We start from the raw sequence: 16730 nt of genomic DNA on the forward strand, positions 1-16730 counted from the left end.
ATTTAATAATTAGCTGTTTTTTATTAATAAAACACCTGCCATGACCAGACTAATGCCGGCAATCTTTTTTATATTAATATCCGAGGCTGCAATGCCAAACAAACCGTATTTATCTATGATGATGGAAATAATTAACTGCCCCGCAATAATGAGTGTAAAAGATAAGGTAGCACCCAGGCGTGGTACCAGCGTTGTGGCAATACTTACAAAAAACGCACCTATCAATCCACCTGACCAGATCCACCAGGGGGCACCTTTGGTGCCTGCCAGGTCGAAAGGGTTTTGTCGCATTGCCATCAGGTAAAGACCCAGCAGGACAGTGCCGGTAATAAACGAAATAAATGCTGCTACTATGGGGTTGTTGACAGCGCGCCCAAGCCTGCCATTAATACCTGCCTGAATAGGCAGCATACAACCGCCCGCCAGTATAATGAGCATAAAAAGAAGGATCTTGAAATTCATACTTTTTTGATCACAATTTGTTCTGATATTTTTTATTACAGATGCCATTAACAGAAAACTGATTATACTGATGAGGTAGGCTTACATTTATTCATCAGTATAATCAGTTATTCATTAGTATAATCTGAAATCCTACTATTTATTAAGCTTTGCTTTCAGGTTCTTGTCCAGTTCTTCCAGAAATTCTTCGGTATATAGGTAATCTTTACCATGCTCCACTTTTGGCTTGATGGTAATGGCTAGATCTTTGGTCATTTTACCACTTTCCACTGTTTCTATACACACCTGTTCCAATGCATGACAAAAGTTTATTAATTCCTGGTTGCTGTCCAGCTTACCACGAAACTCCAGCCCGCGTGTCCACGCAAAAATGGAAGCGATAGGATTAGTAGAAGTAGGATTGCCTTTCTGATGCTCGCGGTAATGGCGCGTTACCGTGCCATGTGCAGCTTCAGCTTCCATTGTTTGCCCATCAGGCGTTACCAGTGTAGAAGTCATTAAACCTAAACTGCCAAAGCCTTGTGCTACGGTATCGCTCTGCACATCGCCATCATAGTTTTTACAAGCCCATACAAAGTTGCCATTCCATTTTAGCGCGCTTGCCACCATGTCGTCAATGAGACGGTGTTCGTAGTGCACATCGGGAAACTCTTTGCTTACTTCCTCGAAAATATCTTTGAAGCGGCCATCATATTTTTTAAGAATAGTGTTTTTGGTAGAAAGATACAGCGGCCAGCCTTTACTCTTAGCCTGATTGAAACAAGCATGTGCAAAACCTCGGATACTTTCATCGGTGTTGTACATGGCTAAAGCCACACCATCGCCTTTAAAATTATATACTTCATATTCCTGGGAGTTGCCGTCTTCGCCCTCAAACTTTATAATCAGTTTGCCTTTGCCTTTAGTTACAAAATCGGTGGCGCGGTACTGGTCGCCAAACGCATGACGGCCAATGCAAATGGGCGCTGTCCAGTTGGGCACCAGGCGCGGTACATTGCTGCACACAATTGGTTCGCGAAATACAGTACCATCCAAAATATTACGAATGGTGCCATTAGGGCTTTTCCACATTTGCTTAAGGTTAAATTCCTTTACACGGGCTTCATCTGGCGTAATAGTGGCACATTTAATACCTACGCCATATTGTTTAATAGCATTAGCCGCATCTATCGTTACCTGGTCGTTGGTTTCGTCGCGGTGCTCAATACCGAGATCATAATATTTTATATCCACATCAATGTATGGAAGAATGAGTTTGTCTTTGATGAACTTCCAGATGATGCGCGTCATTTCATCGCCATCCAGCTCTACCACCGGGTTTGCTACTTTAATTTTTTCAGCCATTGGTTTTTGTTTTTATATAGGTAAAAAATAAACGGGTAGCAAATGTAATGCTTATGTATGATGTTAGAAATCGTTTTGAAACAGGATGCGTTCAATAAAATTTTATTGTTTCAGGCGGCTAAGTTTACTTAAAGAACATACCTGCAAATAGTACACATATTTAACAACTATCTAAGTTGCGGTATGCAAACAATGCTTTCGGCAAAATAAAATGTAGTATTATTCACTTAATAATTGTCTTTTATACAAGAACTTATATGGAACCTGCTCAGAGTTTTTTCGTAAGTTATTGATTTTGAAAACAGTAATAATTTTTAGAGAAAAACAGAATCATTAAGAGACAATCTATTGCGAAAAACTCTAAATAAGTTTATGTATTGTAAAGATCGGTGCTTGTATTACTCTAATTTTAAAATTAATGTGTGATTATTCGACATACAATATCTTCGTCCGCCCGAAGTGAGAAACCAATACTTTTACTTTTTAGCGAATGTAAATAGCGTTCGGTATTACTTCCATGTATGTTACCTATGAGAAAACCTGCTTCATGTTTACCAATAGACATCTTTAGTAATAGAATAGGGTATGCATAATATCAAAAAGGGAATTAAGCAGCAACGCACAAATATTTATATTATTAAATTCCATAGCATGAATCCAAAGTCCACTTATCCCGAAATTACATTTGCTTTTTATAATAAGCCTCCTCCGCTATTCTTCTGTCTTACAGGCTCTCTTTTACATTTCAACATATCTTTTTAAAATACCTACTATTTTACTTAAAAGCTACTCTATGATAACAAAACGAATTTTCCGCATTGTGCTAATTGGTATATTATATTTTTATGCTTTTAATGGCTTTGCACAGGAAACTCAAAAGACAGTTACCGGTACAGTAACCGACTCTACCGGTACTCCGGTTGCCAATGCTTCTGTTTTAATAAAAGGCACTAAAACAGGTACACAAACCGCTTCGAATGGTACTTTTTCTTTAAATGTTCCTGCCGGCGCTACTACTTTGGTTGTTAGTTCTATTGGATTTGAAAATGAGGAAGTACCTATTGGTGACGGATCTGTTACTGTTACTTTAAAAGCAAGCAGTGAATCACTGGCTAACGTAACGGTTGTTTCTGTTGGTTATGGCACGTTAAATAAAAGAGAAGTCTCCAGTGCCATTACACACTTATCTGCCAATGACCTCACAAAGGTTGCCAGCAACAGTCCTTTAATGTCAATACAAGGCAAAGTAGCAGGATTATCTGTAACTAATACGGCTGCTGCAGACCCCAATTCAACGCCCAGTATTCAGTTAAGAGGTGTTTCTTCGCGCAATGCAGGCTTAGGTCCGCTCTATGTGATTAATGGCATACCGGGCGGGAACATTGATAATATTAATCAAAACGATATTGAATCTATAGATGTATTAAAAGGAGGTGCAGCTTCGGCCATTTACGGAACACGTGGTAGTAATGGTGTAATTGTGATTACTACAAAAAAAGGCACATCGGAGCCGCATACTTTTTATGAAGGCTACGGCTCCTTTGACTATGCCACCAACAAACTGCATGTGCTTTCTAAAGAAGATTTTTTAGCAAATAAGCGCGGTATTGATTATGGCGGCAATACTGATTGGATGAAGGCTGTTAGCAGAAATCCCGCCTTTACTCAAAAGCATACGCTACAATTTTCTGGCGGCAGCAGCAGAACAAATTACTTTGCTTCTGCTGATTACAGGAACGCACAAGGCATTGACCTGAGAGCATCCAAAGAAGAATATGGCGGCCGTGTTAACCTCAATCATACCTCAGCCAATAATTTGTACACCGTTACTTTAAATGTGGCGCCTCGGTACGCCAAAACCAATGTAGCAGATTACAGTGGTTTCAATTATGCTTTAACGCTGAATCCAACACTGCCAATTTATGACAGTGCAGGAAGATATGCTTATATCACTACCGGCTTTTTTGCTAACAACCCGGTAGAGGCTGCCAAAACGGTGCTTAGCCAGCAGCAGATAAAAGAACTGGATATAAGCGGCTCTTTTAAGCTCAATATCCTTAAAAATTTAAGCACAACGGCTACTGTGGGCGAGGTTAGCCGTTCCTTAAGAAGCCTGTATTTTACTCCCTCCACCAATACCACGGTGGTTTTTGGTACCGGGCGAAATACGGCACAACAAAAGTTAGATGAAGATGATCAGAAAAGCTTTGAATGGATAGGTAATTACTCCTTAGATATTCAAAAGCATTCTTTTAAATTATTGGGTGGTTATTCTTATCAACTCTTTACATCCTCCGGCTTTAATGCGTCCAATGAGGATTTCCCTTCTGATGTACTTACTTATAATAATTTGGGTACCGGTATCTGGAATTTGGAAGAAGGTATAAATGGGGTAGGCTCTTACAAGAACAGTTCGAAACTGATCGCATTTTTCGGAAGACTGAATTATGACTTTAACAAGAAGTATTATTTATCTGGCAGCCTGCGGCGCGAAGGTTCTTCCAAATTCGGCATAAATAATAAGTGGGGCTATTTTCCGGCAGCATCTGTTGCCTGGCGGATAGACCAGGAGGCATTTATGCAGAATATTTCCTGGTTAAGCGGGTTGAAATTAAGAGCGGATTATGGTGTAACAGGTAATCAGGACTTTGGTAATTATCTTTCGTTGGATACTTACAGCGGTTACGGCTATTATGTGTTTAATGGAGTAACCTATCAGGTGTGGGGACCAAGCCAGAATACCAATTACGACCTTCGCTGGGAAAAAGCAATCAATTTTAACGTGGGGGTTGACTTTGAACTGTTGAAGAATAGAATCTCCGGAAGTCTGAACTATTACATACGTACCAATAAAGATTTGCTGGGATATTATTCGGTGCCCAATCCGCCCAATATTCAGGGAACAACTTATGCAAATGTGGGTACCATGAAGAATTCGGGGCTTGAAATACAGATTAGTGCCAGTGCGGTAAAGAGTAAAAACTTCAGTTACGATGTTTCTTTTGCAGGTGCTACCAACAGCAATAAATTTGTTTCTTTTTCTAACGACCTCTTTAAAGGCCAAACCTATATTGATGTAGTGGGTATGCCTGCACCAGGTTCGCCCGGTACTGTTCAGCGGCTACAGGAAGGTACCAGAATAGGAAGCTTTTATTCACTTAAATCTGCCGGTTATGATGTGTTTGGCAGATTGCTGGTATATGATAAGGAAGGCAAAATCATTCCTGCCAATTCGGCTACCAACGATGATAAGCAATTTACAGGCAATGGCTTGCCTAAGTTTACAGCAAGTCTCGGCAATACCTTCCGGTACAAAAACTGGGATTTGAGCATCTTTTTGCGAGGCGCCTTTGGTTACGATTTGTTCAATATTTATGCTTTTTATTTGGGCACTCCTGCGGCGCAGGCAGATGCAAACGTGCTTACATCGGCTTACGATGGTGGTAAATATTCAAAGCTTACCAATGCGGCTACTTATTCCTCGTTATCTGATTACTTTTTGGAACCGGGTGATTTTGTAAAGATTGATAATGTGATGCTGGGCTATACAAAGTCCATTACATCCAAATATATTCGCTCTGTACGTGTGTATGCTTCCAGCAGAAACCTGTACACGTTTACCAAATTTACCGGCGGCGACCCCGACCTGATACAGGTGAACGGATTGTACCCAGGCATCAATCTCAATGGTGATAATAATGGTACGCTCAACTATTATCCGTCCACCATACAGGTGCTCTTTGGTCTTCAAGTTAATTTCTAAGCTTAAAATTTATTTTGAAAATGATAAGTAATAATAATTTAAATAAGTGCATGAAAAGTGCAGTTCTTGTGGTGTTGCTTTTGTCTTTCGGATGCACCAAACTGGATGAACAGTTATATGATAGAATAACATCGGAGAATTTTTTGCAAACAAAGAACGATGTAACAAGAGATTTTTTAAGGGCTTTTGAACATAGTTACTGGAGCATCCAGGGCAACAACCTGTTTACATTGCAGGAAGATGCCGGCGACCAGATTATGACACCCAACAGGCAGGGCGACTGGTTTGATGGCGGACAGTATCAACGCCTGCATTATCATACCTGGACACCCAATGATGGCTATACGAGTGACGGATGGAATGCACTTTATCAGGGGGTTAATCTTGCCACCAACTCGCTGGAAGATTTGGAGAGCATTACCGATCCTGCAAAATTTAGCATGACACAGGCAGAACTGGATGATCTGACGGCAGAACTACATACACTCCGCGCATGGTTGTACATCCGGCTGTTTGATTTATACCGGAATATTGAAATCATTACAAAGGTGAAAGGCGAAACAGAAGGTGTACCACAATCTACACCAGAAGAAACTTTTGCATTTATTGAAAGGGAACTGCAGGAAGCCATTCCCAAGCTGCCAACCAACGATGATTTGGGCGAAAATGCCATTGGCAGATGGACAAAGGGCGGAGCTGCAGCACTGCTGGTACGTTTATATTTAAACGCTAAGGTATATATTGGAACTGACCGGTTTGCTGATTGTGCTGCAATATGCCAGGATATTATTGATGGTAAATATGGCACCTATGCGCTGGAGACAAGATGGGATGCTCCATTCGATTATAATAATGCGCAGTCTAAGGAAACTGTTTTTGGCTTCCCGGGCAGCTTTGGTCTTACACACTGGCAATATACTGGAGGCATGTACTGGTGGATGCTGCCTTACCAGGCGCCGAGATACTTTGGTTTTACCGATTTTGGAGATGCTAATCCAAAATATGCCATGCAACCCGGCAGAAACGTGGACAGCGTGGAATATACTTTCAACTTAGGTAAGCCTTTCATTAAATTTCAGAAATATCCGGATGATTACCGCCTCAAAAAGTATAAGAATTTAGGCAACAGTACAAGAGAAGGTATGTTTTTATATGGTTATCTTCCGTATATCAATTCTAATGGAGAGCAGGATACGGTGAGAGGTAATAAAGGTTCTTATCCTTTATACTTCAGAGACCAGGTAGGGATGTTTTTAGATGCGAAGCCGGGCACTGAAATAGCAGATAAAGAATCGGATATGAACCATGCCGATCACAATTCAGGCATATTCCCGGTTAAATATCCTTATTATCCAAGCGATGACCCCAATAAAATATCCTCTGCCTACGCAGAAATCAGGCTTGCAGAAATTTATTACTCGCTGGCAGAATGTAAATACCGGGCTGGTGATAAAGCGGGTGCTGCAGTACTTTTGAACGCAGTAAGGGCACGTAATTATCCTGCCGGTTCTCCGAGCCTGTACAGTGCAGATGGCAGCCAGTTAACCGATCAGGAAATGATTGATGAATGGGGGCGTGAATTTTTGGCAGAAGGCAGAAGGCGCACAGACCTTATACGCTGGGGTGTATTCAATACTGGCACTTGGTGGGATAAACAACCGGATGGAGATACGCACACACAGATTTATCCTATTGGTCAGAATGTACTTAACAGTTCTCCTCAGTTAAAACAAAACCCAGGTTATTAAAATCTTGCCTGTTTGAAATGTAGGTTCTGTTAGATGTTAAATGTAAATGCTAACTACACTTTTGAGTCACAAACAACATGTTGTTGAACGATTCATCAAAACTCAAAAACGTTAATAATGAAAAAAATAAAAGTATCAAATATGGATAAAAGCAGGTACATCTCCATGCTTATAACAAGAAATGTACTGCTGCTTGTTATAGGTTTTTCGTTCTTTGGAGTATCCTGTAAAAAGGAGATAAAGGCAGGTCCGCCAATAGCATTGACCTACGACCAGGTGTACATGGTAGGCAATGCTACCTCCGTTGGATGGGATATTAATAATGCTATCCCTATGACTCCCACCTCCGGCAATCCGAATGAATTTACCTGGGAAGGACCTTTGTATGCTGGTGAAATTAAGTTTCCAACAGCCTTAAGCTGGACTTCCGATACATTTATGTCGGCAACTGCGGGGCAGTCAATTACTGATAATAAAGCTTTGCTTGCATTAAACGGTAATCCCGATTACCACTGGGTTTTAGCTGATGCAGATGCAGGTAATTATAAAATAACGCTTAACACAAAGGACCAGACTGTTACTTTTCAAAAAGAATAACAGCATTAGCGATTAGGTAATTTTTATTTTCAACCAGTATAAATATAAACCGTATTGCCGCGCGGCAATACGGTTTATATTAGGTATAGTGCCCATTCCCTTGTTTTCTCCTGGTATTATCAATAGCTTCTGCCTTTACCAACAGCAGGACGTGATAAGAAAAGCATCAGCTCACAATCAGCACCGGTATTGTTAATCTATGCCGCACCTGGTCAACCGTAGCGCCATATACATAATCCTTAAGACCCTTGTGCCGGTGAGCACCGAGCACCAGCATATCTGCTCTTTCCGTCTTTACAATACGCAATATTTCATCTACTCTGTCTTTGTAGCCTAAAGCAGTCTTTACATCATAACCCAGCTCTGTTAATTGCCACGCATAATCTTCCAACTGTTGCTGGTCGTTGCGGGTTTCGTAGTCATCGGCAGCTTCGCCGGAGTAATTAGCTGCCACCGTTTCTACAATGTGCATCAGTACATAGCTGGCATGTTGTTGTCCTTGTTTAAGTGCATAGGCAATTAGCTTTTCATCCAGATTACTGAAATCGAGCGCTATGGCAATGCGGTTTGTTTGCGGTATATCCAGGTTTTGCAATCGCTTTTCTTCGCTGTGCAGCCGTATGCTCTTGCGTTCTTTTTTGCGGTTGATAACAGGTAAAATAGCCATCATTACAAACAACCATACAAAGGCTATTGCACCCAGCCCGATAACTGCTTTCAACAATAAATGTCCTTCTTCTTTAAAAGCTTCTATTACTGTTTCGGTCACCAGTTTTACATTCAAATACACCAATATGGTAGCAACAATCCATGCAAGCACCTGTACATAAGGTTTAATGACATACGCACCCATTGTCTTTTTATCGCTTACAAAATGAATGAGCGGTATAATGGCAAAACTTAACTGCAGGCTCAATATTACCTGGCTTAAAACCAGTAAATCATTTACCTTTTCTTCACCGGCAATTATTACAACCAATAGTGCCGGTATGATTGCCAGCAAGCGTGTAAGCAACCGGCGCAGCAATGGGTTGATACGCAGTTTGAGATATCCTTCCATTACTATCTGTCCTGCAAGTGTGCCGGTAATAGTAGAACTTTGCCCCGCAGCAATCAAAGCTACGGCAAACAGTACGGGAGCCAGTTTGGTGCCCAGCATACCTTCCAGCAGTTTATGTGCATCTTGTATGGTAGCTACATTGGTATGCCCCGATGTAAAAAAAGTGGAAGCAGCCAATATCAGAATACAGGCATTGACTACAAATGCTATGTTGAGTGCAACAGCACTATCAATCAAATTAAACTTCAGTGCACGTCTGATACTGGTATCATCGGCTTTTACCTTGCGGGTTTGCACCAGCGCGGAGTGCAGGTATAAATTATGTGGCATTACCGTAGCGCCAATAATGCCAACTGCAATGTATAATGCCTGCGAATTGAGCAGGGTAGGTTTAAAGCCTTTTACTACATTATCCCAATCGGGCCTGGCAAAAAACAACTCGGCAAAAAAGGAGAGGGCTATAATGGCTATCAGCACTACAATAAACGCTTCGAGCTTACGCATGCCCAGCTTTTGCAAATAAAACAGCAAAAAAGTATCTAAAATAGTTATAGAAACACCCCACACCAGTGGCAAGCCGGTAAGCAGTTGAATACCGATAGCCATACCTATTACTTCGGCAAGGTCGCAGGCGGCAATGGCTATTTCGGCAAGCAGGTACAAGCAAAAGTTCACTACTTTAGGATATACTTCACGGTTGGCCTGTGCCAGGTCGCGGCGGCGTACAATGCCCAATCTGGTGCTAAGACCTTGCAGTAGCAGTGCCATCAGGTTGCTCATCAGCAATACCCATATAAGCGTATAGCCAAACTGTGCGCCGCCCTGCAAGTCGGTAGCCCAGTTGCCGGGATCCATGTAGCCCACGCTTACCAGATAAGCCGGGCCAATGAAGGCAAAAAAACGACTCCATTTTTTCTTATGTTTCGAAGTATCAACCGACTCGTGTACCTCGCCTAAGGACAATTCCTGTACGGGTGCTGTAGTTTTTTCCACTGTTCAAAATTCCTGAAATTATTTTGTATATATAAAAGTTAAATGAAACTGTATGTATAATTACGGAAATTGTGGTGGTTTAATGCTTTGCCGGGCTGTTAGGTTTATATAAATAAGAGTGAATGGAATAGTGATAAAATAGTTTACATGCAAACTGCTGAATATGTAAATAGTATAGGTTCCTTAATTTTTAAAAACAAAATAATGCTCTCCACATTACTTACATCCCGAAGAACATGAGAAAAGGAAGCGCTGATTAAAACAATTAATGACTCACCATAATCTTTCTTGTTTCACCTGTTGCGCTGTTTCGTAAATAATACATACCAGCTTGCAAGCTACTAACATTAATACTGCCACTGTTTGTAATTGTTTTGGTAAGTAACACTTTACCTGTAATATCTGTTAAGGAAAGCAGTGCCGTGCCGCTGATTTGTACATGCAATACTGCTTTTGCAGGATTTGGATAAATGGTAAATTGGCTGTTGCTTATCTGTGCACCGGCAATAATATGCTCCGTCTGCCAGGAGGTTATTTCTACATCTTCAGGTTGTTTGTAGTCCAATTTAAACAACCAGTAATCGTCGTTCACATCATTACCACTACACCCTTCAGCGGTTACATCTCCCGAAATGGGGGAGTTGGACCTACCACCAACGAGATAATGGTTTTTGCTGATTTCTTTTATGCTCATACATTCATCATCGTAAATGCCTCCAATTATTTTGTCCCATTCCAGATTTCCCATTTTATCTATTTTTATTATCCAGTAATCAATATTGTATTTAGCTAAATCAAGCGGATAATCTGTGTAACCACCTAATATATAACCGTGATCACGGGTTTGTTGCAGAGAAGTAAGAATGTCGTACTCGTCTATACCTGTACCAAAAGTTCTTTCCCATATACTATTTCCTACACTGTCTGTTTTCACCACCCAATAATGTTTGCCTTCAAAGCTCATAACCGTTCCACCAAGTATATAGCCATCATCAAAGGTTTGCTCAACATAATCAAACTCGCCATTATATTTATTAGGATTATCGTCATATATTCCATCACCATCTGCAACCACTTTGCTCCATTCAATATTGCCCATGCTGTCCAGTTTTGTTAATTTAACGCCAGCAAGTACATATCCGCCATCTTTTGTTTTCTGAATATAATCACCACTACCCGGAATGACTTTATCCCACTGAATTTTACCATCCTTGTCCAGTTTTACTAACCAGGTTCCTATGCTTGCTGTTGTCTTTTCTCCCGATATAGCCGAGCGAGAATTTCCGGATAAAATATAGCCGCCATCATTGGTTTGCTGAAGAGAAGCTAATTCATCAGCATCGTTTCCGCCAACCGTTCTGTTCCATTGTACTTTGCCACGACTGTCTGTTTTAACTACCCAATAGTCATTAAAACCTCTGCTGTTTTGTGTTTTCTCTCCAGATTTACCCGACCGGGACGAACCACCTAAAATATAACCACCATCGCTGGTTTGCTGAAGAGCAATTAATCTGTCTTCATTATTTCCACCAATGGTTTTGTCCCATTGTTTTTTTCCTAATGAATCATACTTTATTATCCAATAATCATAAGTAGGAAAATTAGGATACGTATCATTAATAGTATCCCTGTTGTTTTGCGTTTTTTCGCACGAGCTATTGGAGTTAGAACTGCCGCCTACAATTACTCCATTGTCTTTGGTTAAGTACATACATGTAAAAAAATCATTTCTGTTACCGCCAGCTTTTCTTTGTCTTTTTATTGTTTGTTGCGGAAAAGCATTGGTGCACATAAGTACTGTTAAGCAAAGCAGTATAAAGATGCTGTGTTTCATAATTGTATAGTGTTTGAGTTGAAGAAATATGAAAAGAAACCGGAATAAAATATTCAGTTGATGTACGTCTTCTATTTTCCGATTATGTGTTGGTGCGACACGGCAACAATTCTTAAGGCACAGGTAAATCTTCAAATGGCTAAGCAGTACACTGCACTACTGTATAATAAAGCATAAAAAGAAAAGAACCGGGTTGTCCAGGCTGGAGATTCTAATAATTGTCCCTGAAAGCTTAGGCATCAATCGTTAATTAAAGGTAGGCACATTTTTTAATTACAACAGAAGCACAGGAAACAGTTTTTCGGGTGTTCTTATTGATGTGTTTAAACTACTTCAACTATTTGCTTTTCTTTCATTCACCAAAACCCTTTATTCTTGTAAAAAGGATAAGCCACATAACAAGCTTTTTGGAATTTTGCAGCTTCATTCCTTTACAAATTATAAACGCTTACTTTTATACAAAGAAAAACACATCATGCCGCGATACCTCTTTTTGCTTCTGATGCTTTTTGCCCTATCCTGTAAGAATAAGACGACTTCCTTAACTGCCAATCAGCCAGTAAAAACTTCCGACTTTTTTGATGCTTTCAAAAAATTAAGGTTGCCCAACATAATAGCAGACACCAACCTGGTGAAAAGTGCAGATACTACGCTTATCAGCTACAATGTATTTAAACAATTCATTCCCGATTCTGCCCTGCAATCACTGGCTGCTAAAAAGCCCGAAGGTCTTAAAATACATCCGGTAGGCAAGATTGAAAATGAGAATGAAATATACCTCTTAACTACTATAACTGATGGTAAAAAGACCTTGCTGATTGCTTATTTGTTTGATAAAAACAAGCACTACCTCAATCATTTATTATTGGTCAGCAACCAAAGCCGCGATGGTTATGTGCATTCGGTTAGCATCAATACAGAGCCTACTTTTTTAATTATAAGAGAAAAAACAGAAAACAACCAGTATAGCTACACAAAGCATGGCTATGCTTATAGCATAGAAAATAAAGGCTTTGTAGAAGTAATAAATGATAGTAATGAAGATGAGAAGAGTAATGTAATCATTAATCCGATTGATACGTTTTCTAATAAAAACAAGTACAGTGGCGATTATGTGCAGGATAAAAAGAATTTTATATCGGTAAGAGATGGCAGCAGTGCCAACAGTTATATCTTTTTTTTGCATGTTGATAAAGACGATGGCGAATGTAAGGGCGAACTAAAAGGCAAACTGACAATGGTCAATGAAACCAAAGCGGTATTTCAGCAAAATGGCGATCCGTGCGTTATTGATTTTACTTTCAAATCAAACACGGTAATGGTAAAAGAGCGTGGCAGTTGCGGTAACTATCGCGGCATGACGTGCATGTTTGATGATAATTATAAAAAGAAAAAAGGCCCGCCGCCTGCAAAGGGAAGTAAGAAAAACTAACTGTCTTTATTTTCTAATTTCAATTTTACATTCTTCAATGTACGTATCTACCACGCAAACAAGAGTGCGCTATGCCGAGACCGACCAGATGGGTATTGTATATTATGGCAATTATGCCCAGTATTTTGAGATTGGCCGCGTAGAAAGTATGCGGCAGTTGGGGTATTCTTATAAGGAAATGGAGGCGGAAGGAGTGATATTGCCGGTAGTGGAAATACACATTAAATACCTGCGCCCTGCAGTGTATGACGATTTATTAACTATTAAAACCACACTACAGGAAATGCCGCACGACCACCGCATTACTTTTTTGCAGGAAGTATTTAACCAAGCTGGAAAGCTGCTTACATCGGGGCATGTAACGTTGTATTTTCTGGATAATGTTACGCGCAAAAGAACCATCATGCCCAAAGAACTGAAAGATAAGTTAGCACCTTTTTTTGCTGAGGCGTAAAGTGGTTGCTATTTGCTTTTCAACTTTGTTATACTTACTTATTACTATGAACAATATCATCAATATACTTGCGGTTTCCGGTAGCTTGCGCAGCAATTCATCCAATACTTTTATCCTTAAAGCAATGATGGCGTTGGCACCAGCCAATGTACATATTTACCTGTATGATGGTATTGGAAATTTACCTTTCTTCAATCCCGAAACAGAATATGATGCACTAACAACTGTGAAAGATTGGCGCAGGCATGTACAGGCAGCAGATGGTATTATTATCTGCACCCCGGAATATGCGTTTAATATGCCCGGCGTTTTAAAAAATGCGCTCGACTGGCTTGTTGGTTCCGGCGAGTTGAATGGCAAACCAGTAGCGGCTGTCAGCGCATCGCCGTTGGCAACGGGTGGTAGTAAAGCGCTTTTTTCTTTAGAAAATACATTAACTGCGTTGGGTACTGTTAAGTCGGAACATACACTGCTCACCATTCCTTTTTTAGTAAAGAAATTAGATGCTGCCGGAGTACTCACAGATGAAGTTACAAGGCAACAATTAAGCAATGTATTGAGTGCATTAATACATACTATAGAACAAATAAAAATGAATGCTGTTGAGTAAATAAGAAAACAAAGACACGGTTTCATTAAATATTTACTAATTTCCCTGCAATCACTTTTGCTACCTTTTCTCCATCCATAGCGGCGCTTACAATGCCGCCTGCATAGCCAGCGCCTTCTGCACAGGGATACAGGTTGGTTATCTGCGGATGCTCCAAAGTTTCGGTGCTTCGTGGTATTCGCACCGGCGAGGAGGTGCGGCTTTCGGTAGCTACTACAATAGCTTCGTTGGTATAATAGCCATGCAGTTTTTTACCAAATTCAGCAAAGCCCTGCTGCAAACTTTTGTGTATAAAAGCAGGTAAGATGTTTTGCAATAGCGCGCTGTTCACGCCCGGCAAATAGCTGCATTCGGGTAAAGATTGCGAAAGTTTATTATTGCAAAAATCGGCCATACGCTGTGCCGGCGCTACCATGTTGCCACCGCCTGCCGCAAAAGCTTTCCGTTCTACCATCTGCTGAAAATACATCAGTAGTAAAGGATGATCCGCTTCCCAGCGGTTTTGCTTTACTAATTGCCTGAAATCTTTATCATTCATGGCATCAGCCACGCCCACATTTACCACCATGCCGCTATTGGCAAACGGATTATTGCGTTTGCTGGGGCTCCAGCCATTTACCACCAATTCGCCGGCATTGGTTGCTGCCGGCGCAATAATGCCACCGGGACACATGCAAAAACTAAACACGCCTTTATTGTTTACCTGCTGCACCAAACTATATGCCGCCGGCGGTAAATATTCGCTTCGTACCGTGCAGTGATATTGAATAGCATCAATTAAACTTTGCGGATGCTCAATACGTACACCCAGGGCAAATGGCTTTGGCTCAATCAGCAGCTTTTTGTGGTATAATAATTCAAAAATATCGCGTGCTGAATGTCCGGTAGCCAATATCACTGCATCACCTTCAAAGCGGTCGCCATCGGCAGTGATTACTGTTGTTATCACATTCTTCTTTACAACAAAATCCACTACTTTTTTTTGAAATAAAAACACGCCGCCACTCGCTTCTATTTGCGCACGCATAGCAGTAATAATTTGCGGCAGCTTATTAGTGCCAATATGCGGGTGCGATTCATATACAATTTTTTCTTCGGCACCAAATTGGGTAAATACCTGAAATATTTTGTTGATGCTGCCGCGCTTATTGCTGCGCGTGTACAACTTGCCATCGCTGTACGTACCGGCGCCGCCTTCGCCAAAGCAGTAGTTGCTTTCAGGATTTACAGTGCCTTCTTTGTTAAGGGCAGCGAGATCGCGGCGACGGGCGCGCACATCTTTGCCGCGTTCTAAAATAATAGGTTGGATACCTTGCTCAATCAACTGCAATGCTGCAAACAAGCCTGCCGGCCCGGCGCCCACTATGATTACTTTATGCTTTGCATGATGTACATCTTTATAAACAATGGGTAATGCAGGACGCTGATGAAAAGGCTCATCAATAAACGCCTGCACCGTGAGGTGGATATAAGCCTGCCTGCCGCGTGCGTCAATGGATTTTTTGGTGGGGTAAAAGCCAGTAATATGTTGTAATTTACTTCCGGCGGCAGCAGCAATGTGCGCCTTAATACTATTACTGTCTTCCGCCTCTTGCGGCAGCAGTTTGAGGACAATTGTTTTCTGCATGAGGCTGTTAGGTATTTATCCTAAAAATGTAGTTGCAAAAATACACATTCAACGATGTGTATTACACTAACGTTTAATTGGGGTGCCTTATATACGCTGCAAGCATAGAGCTTTGAGCTAAGCACATATTATGCTGCTTAATTGAAGATAGTATTAAATGGAGAGCAATAGATTGCAGAATTGTATTAAACTATACATAAAATACAAAAGCGAATTGCTATATCATAGCAATTCGCTTTTGTATTATTGGCGTTATTATGTTATTAGAAATACATGCCCGGCTTAAGGCTGTAAGCAAAGCGTACACCCACAAAATTAATCCCGTTTTTACAGGTATTTGCTTCGTAGCGAAGGCTTACTTCAAAAGCCTTTAACGGATCTAAAAATATGCCTGCTGCGGCTGCATAAGTAAAACTGTTGCTGCCTATTTTATTACTGCCGCCCTTTGCACTGGTGAAACGCGAATAACCAATTTGCGGTTCTACATAAAAACGACCAGGAAAAGTATAGCGACCAACCAGCTTTATAAAGCCATCTCCAACAGCGTTGATGTTGAGGTCGCGATAGGCTCCTTTGGTAATAAAAGTCATGTAGCCACCACGTACCAGCAACGCAGCACGTTCATCGAAATTGTAGCCTAAAGTAGCATCGCCGCCAATGCCGGCAGTGGTATAGGGCTTAAGATCGTTACCAACTGGCAACCCACCGTCTATGCCCAGGCCAATCTCAACACCACTTCCCTTTTTTTGGGCGTGTGCAGCAGTTAGGCATAAAAGCGTAAATACAACAATTGCAATTTGTTTCAT

Annotated in this window: 12 protein-coding genes; 6 read left to right on the top strand and 6 right to left on the bottom strand. The window is 40.9% G+C overall.

Annotation, left to right across the window (positions count from 1 at the left end; translation table 11 throughout):
- Nucleotides 1-9 precede the first annotated feature (9 nt).
- Nucleotides 10-462 carry a DMT family transporter gene (locus FC093_RS06965; protein ID WP_170971014.1) on the bottom strand — a complete coding sequence of 151 codons (453 nt, stop codon included), beginning with the start codon at nt 460-462 and terminating at the stop codon, nt 10-12.
- Between the two features lie 135 nt (nt 463-597).
- Entirely contained in the window at nt 598-1806 is a 1209-nt protein-coding gene (locus FC093_RS06970; protein WP_137261033.1) for an NADP-dependent isocitrate dehydrogenase, read from the bottom strand.
- 793 nt (nt 1807-2599) lie between these two features.
- Between FC093_RS06970 and FC093_RS06975 the strand changes: the two genes are divergently transcribed.
- The 3 genes from FC093_RS06975 (at nt 2600) to FC093_RS06985 (ending at nt 7914) form a co-directional block, all read left to right on the top strand.
- On the top strand, nt 2600-5569 hold the full coding sequence (locus tag FC093_RS06975; protein WP_137261034.1) for a SusC/RagA family TonB-linked outer membrane protein: 2970 nt from the start codon (nt 2600-2602) through the stop codon (nt 5567-5569).
- 50 nt (nt 5570-5619) lie between these two features.
- Nucleotides 5620-7317 (top strand): RagB/SusD family nutrient uptake outer membrane protein, encoded by a 1698-nt coding sequence (locus tag FC093_RS06980; RefSeq protein WP_206106526.1) that lies wholly within the window; start codon nt 5620-5622, stop codon nt 7315-7317.
- 117 nt (nt 7318-7434) lie between these two features.
- Nucleotides 7435-7914, top strand: coding sequence for a SusF/SusE family outer membrane protein (locus tag FC093_RS06985; RefSeq protein ID WP_137261036.1), 480 nt, complete (start codon nt 7435-7437; stop codon nt 7912-7914).
- 166 nt (nt 7915-8080) lie between these two features.
- Here the strand turns inward: FC093_RS06985 and FC093_RS06990 are convergent, their stop codons facing one another.
- Together FC093_RS06990 and FC093_RS06995 are read right to left on the bottom strand one after the other, a co-directional pair.
- Nucleotides 8081-9967 carry an Nramp family divalent metal transporter gene (locus FC093_RS06990; protein ID WP_137261037.1) on the bottom strand — a complete coding sequence of 629 codons (1887 nt, stop codon included), beginning with the start codon at nt 9965-9967 and terminating at the stop codon, nt 8081-8083.
- Between the two features lie 265 nt (nt 9968-10232).
- Nucleotides 10233-11801: a T9SS type A sorting domain-containing protein gene (locus tag FC093_RS06995; RefSeq protein WP_137261038.1), complete on the bottom strand. Its 1569-nt coding sequence runs from the start codon at nt 11799-11801 to the stop codon at nt 10233-10235.
- A 475-nt stretch (nt 11802-12276) separates the two neighbouring features.
- Here FC093_RS06995 and FC093_RS07000 point away from each other — a divergent pair, with 475 nt between their 5' ends.
- The 3 genes from FC093_RS07000 to FC093_RS07010 are packed head-to-tail and all read left to right on the top strand — an operon-like array spanning nt 12277 to nt 14297.
- Nucleotides 12277-13233, top strand: coding sequence for a hypothetical protein (locus FC093_RS07000; RefSeq protein WP_137261039.1), 957 nt, complete (start codon nt 12277-12279; stop codon nt 13231-13233).
- Nucleotides 13234-13270: 37 nt separating this feature from the next.
- The gene (locus FC093_RS07005; RefSeq protein ID WP_137261040.1) at nt 13271-13687 is read left to right on the top strand and encodes an acyl-CoA thioesterase; all 417 of its coding nucleotides are present in this window, start codon (nt 13271-13273) and stop codon (nt 13685-13687) included.
- A 46-nt stretch (nt 13688-13733) separates the two neighbouring features.
- A complete protein-coding gene (locus FC093_RS07010; protein WP_206106527.1) occupies nt 13734-14297 on the top strand; it encodes an NADPH-dependent FMN reductase in 564 nt (187 codons plus the stop codon).
- 25 nt (nt 14298-14322) lie between these two features.
- Here FC093_RS07010 and FC093_RS07015 read toward each other — a convergent pair whose 3' ends face one another.
- The gene (locus tag FC093_RS07015) at nt 14323-15924 is read right to left on the bottom strand and encodes an NAD(P)/FAD-dependent oxidoreductase (protein ID WP_137261041.1); all 1602 of its coding nucleotides are present in this window, start codon (nt 15922-15924) and stop codon (nt 14323-14325) included.
- 263 nt (nt 15925-16187) lie between these two features.
- The gene (locus FC093_RS07020) at nt 16188-16730 is read right to left on the bottom strand and encodes an acyloxyacyl hydrolase (RefSeq protein ID WP_170971015.1); all 543 of its coding nucleotides are present in this window, start codon (nt 16728-16730) and stop codon (nt 16188-16190) included.

Origin of the sequence: Ilyomonas limi, from assembly GCF_005233845.1 — a bacterium.
GTDB classification, from domain to species: domain Bacteria; phylum Bacteroidota; class Bacteroidia; order Chitinophagales; family Chitinophagaceae; genus Ilyomonas; species Ilyomonas limi.

Excerpts from the sequence above, each read along its gene's own strand:
- FC093_RS06995 (WP_137261038.1), bottom strand. The coding sequence starts at position 11,801 with ATGAAACACAGCATCTTTATACTGCTTTGCTTAACAGTACTTATGTGC.
- FC093_RS06975 (WP_137261034.1), top strand. The coding sequence starts at position 2,600 with ATGATAACAAAACGAATTTTCCGCATTGTGCTAATTGGTATATTATAT.
- FC093_RS07020 (WP_170971015.1), bottom strand. The coding sequence starts at position 16,730 with ATGAAACAAATTGCAATTGTTGTATTTACGCTTTTATGCCTAACTGCT.
- FC093_RS06985 (WP_137261036.1), top strand. The coding sequence starts at position 7,435 with ATGAAAAAAATAAAAGTATCAAATATGGATAAAAGCAGGTACATCTCC.
- FC093_RS06965 (WP_170971014.1), bottom strand. The coding sequence starts at position 462 with ATGAATTTCAAGATCCTTCTTTTTATGCTCATTATACTGGCGGGCGGT.
- FC093_RS07000 (WP_137261039.1), top strand. The coding sequence starts at position 12,277 with ATGCCGCGATACCTCTTTTTGCTTCTGATGCTTTTTGCCCTATCCTGT.
- FC093_RS07015 (WP_137261041.1), bottom strand. The coding sequence starts at position 15,924 with ATGCAGAAAACAATTGTCCTCAAACTGCTGCCGCAAGAGGCGGAAGAC.
- FC093_RS07005 (WP_137261040.1), top strand. The coding sequence starts at position 13,271 with ATGTACGTATCTACCACGCAAACAAGAGTGCGCTATGCCGAGACCGAC.
- FC093_RS06970 (WP_137261033.1), bottom strand. The coding sequence starts at position 1,806 with ATGGCTGAAAAAATTAAAGTAGCAAACCCGGTGGTAGAGCTGGATGGC.
- FC093_RS06980 (WP_206106526.1), top strand. The coding sequence starts at position 5,620 with ATGAAAAGTGCAGTTCTTGTGGTGTTGCTTTTGTCTTTCGGATGCACC.
- FC093_RS07010 (WP_206106527.1), top strand. The coding sequence starts at position 13,734 with ATGAACAATATCATCAATATACTTGCGGTTTCCGGTAGCTTGCGCAGC.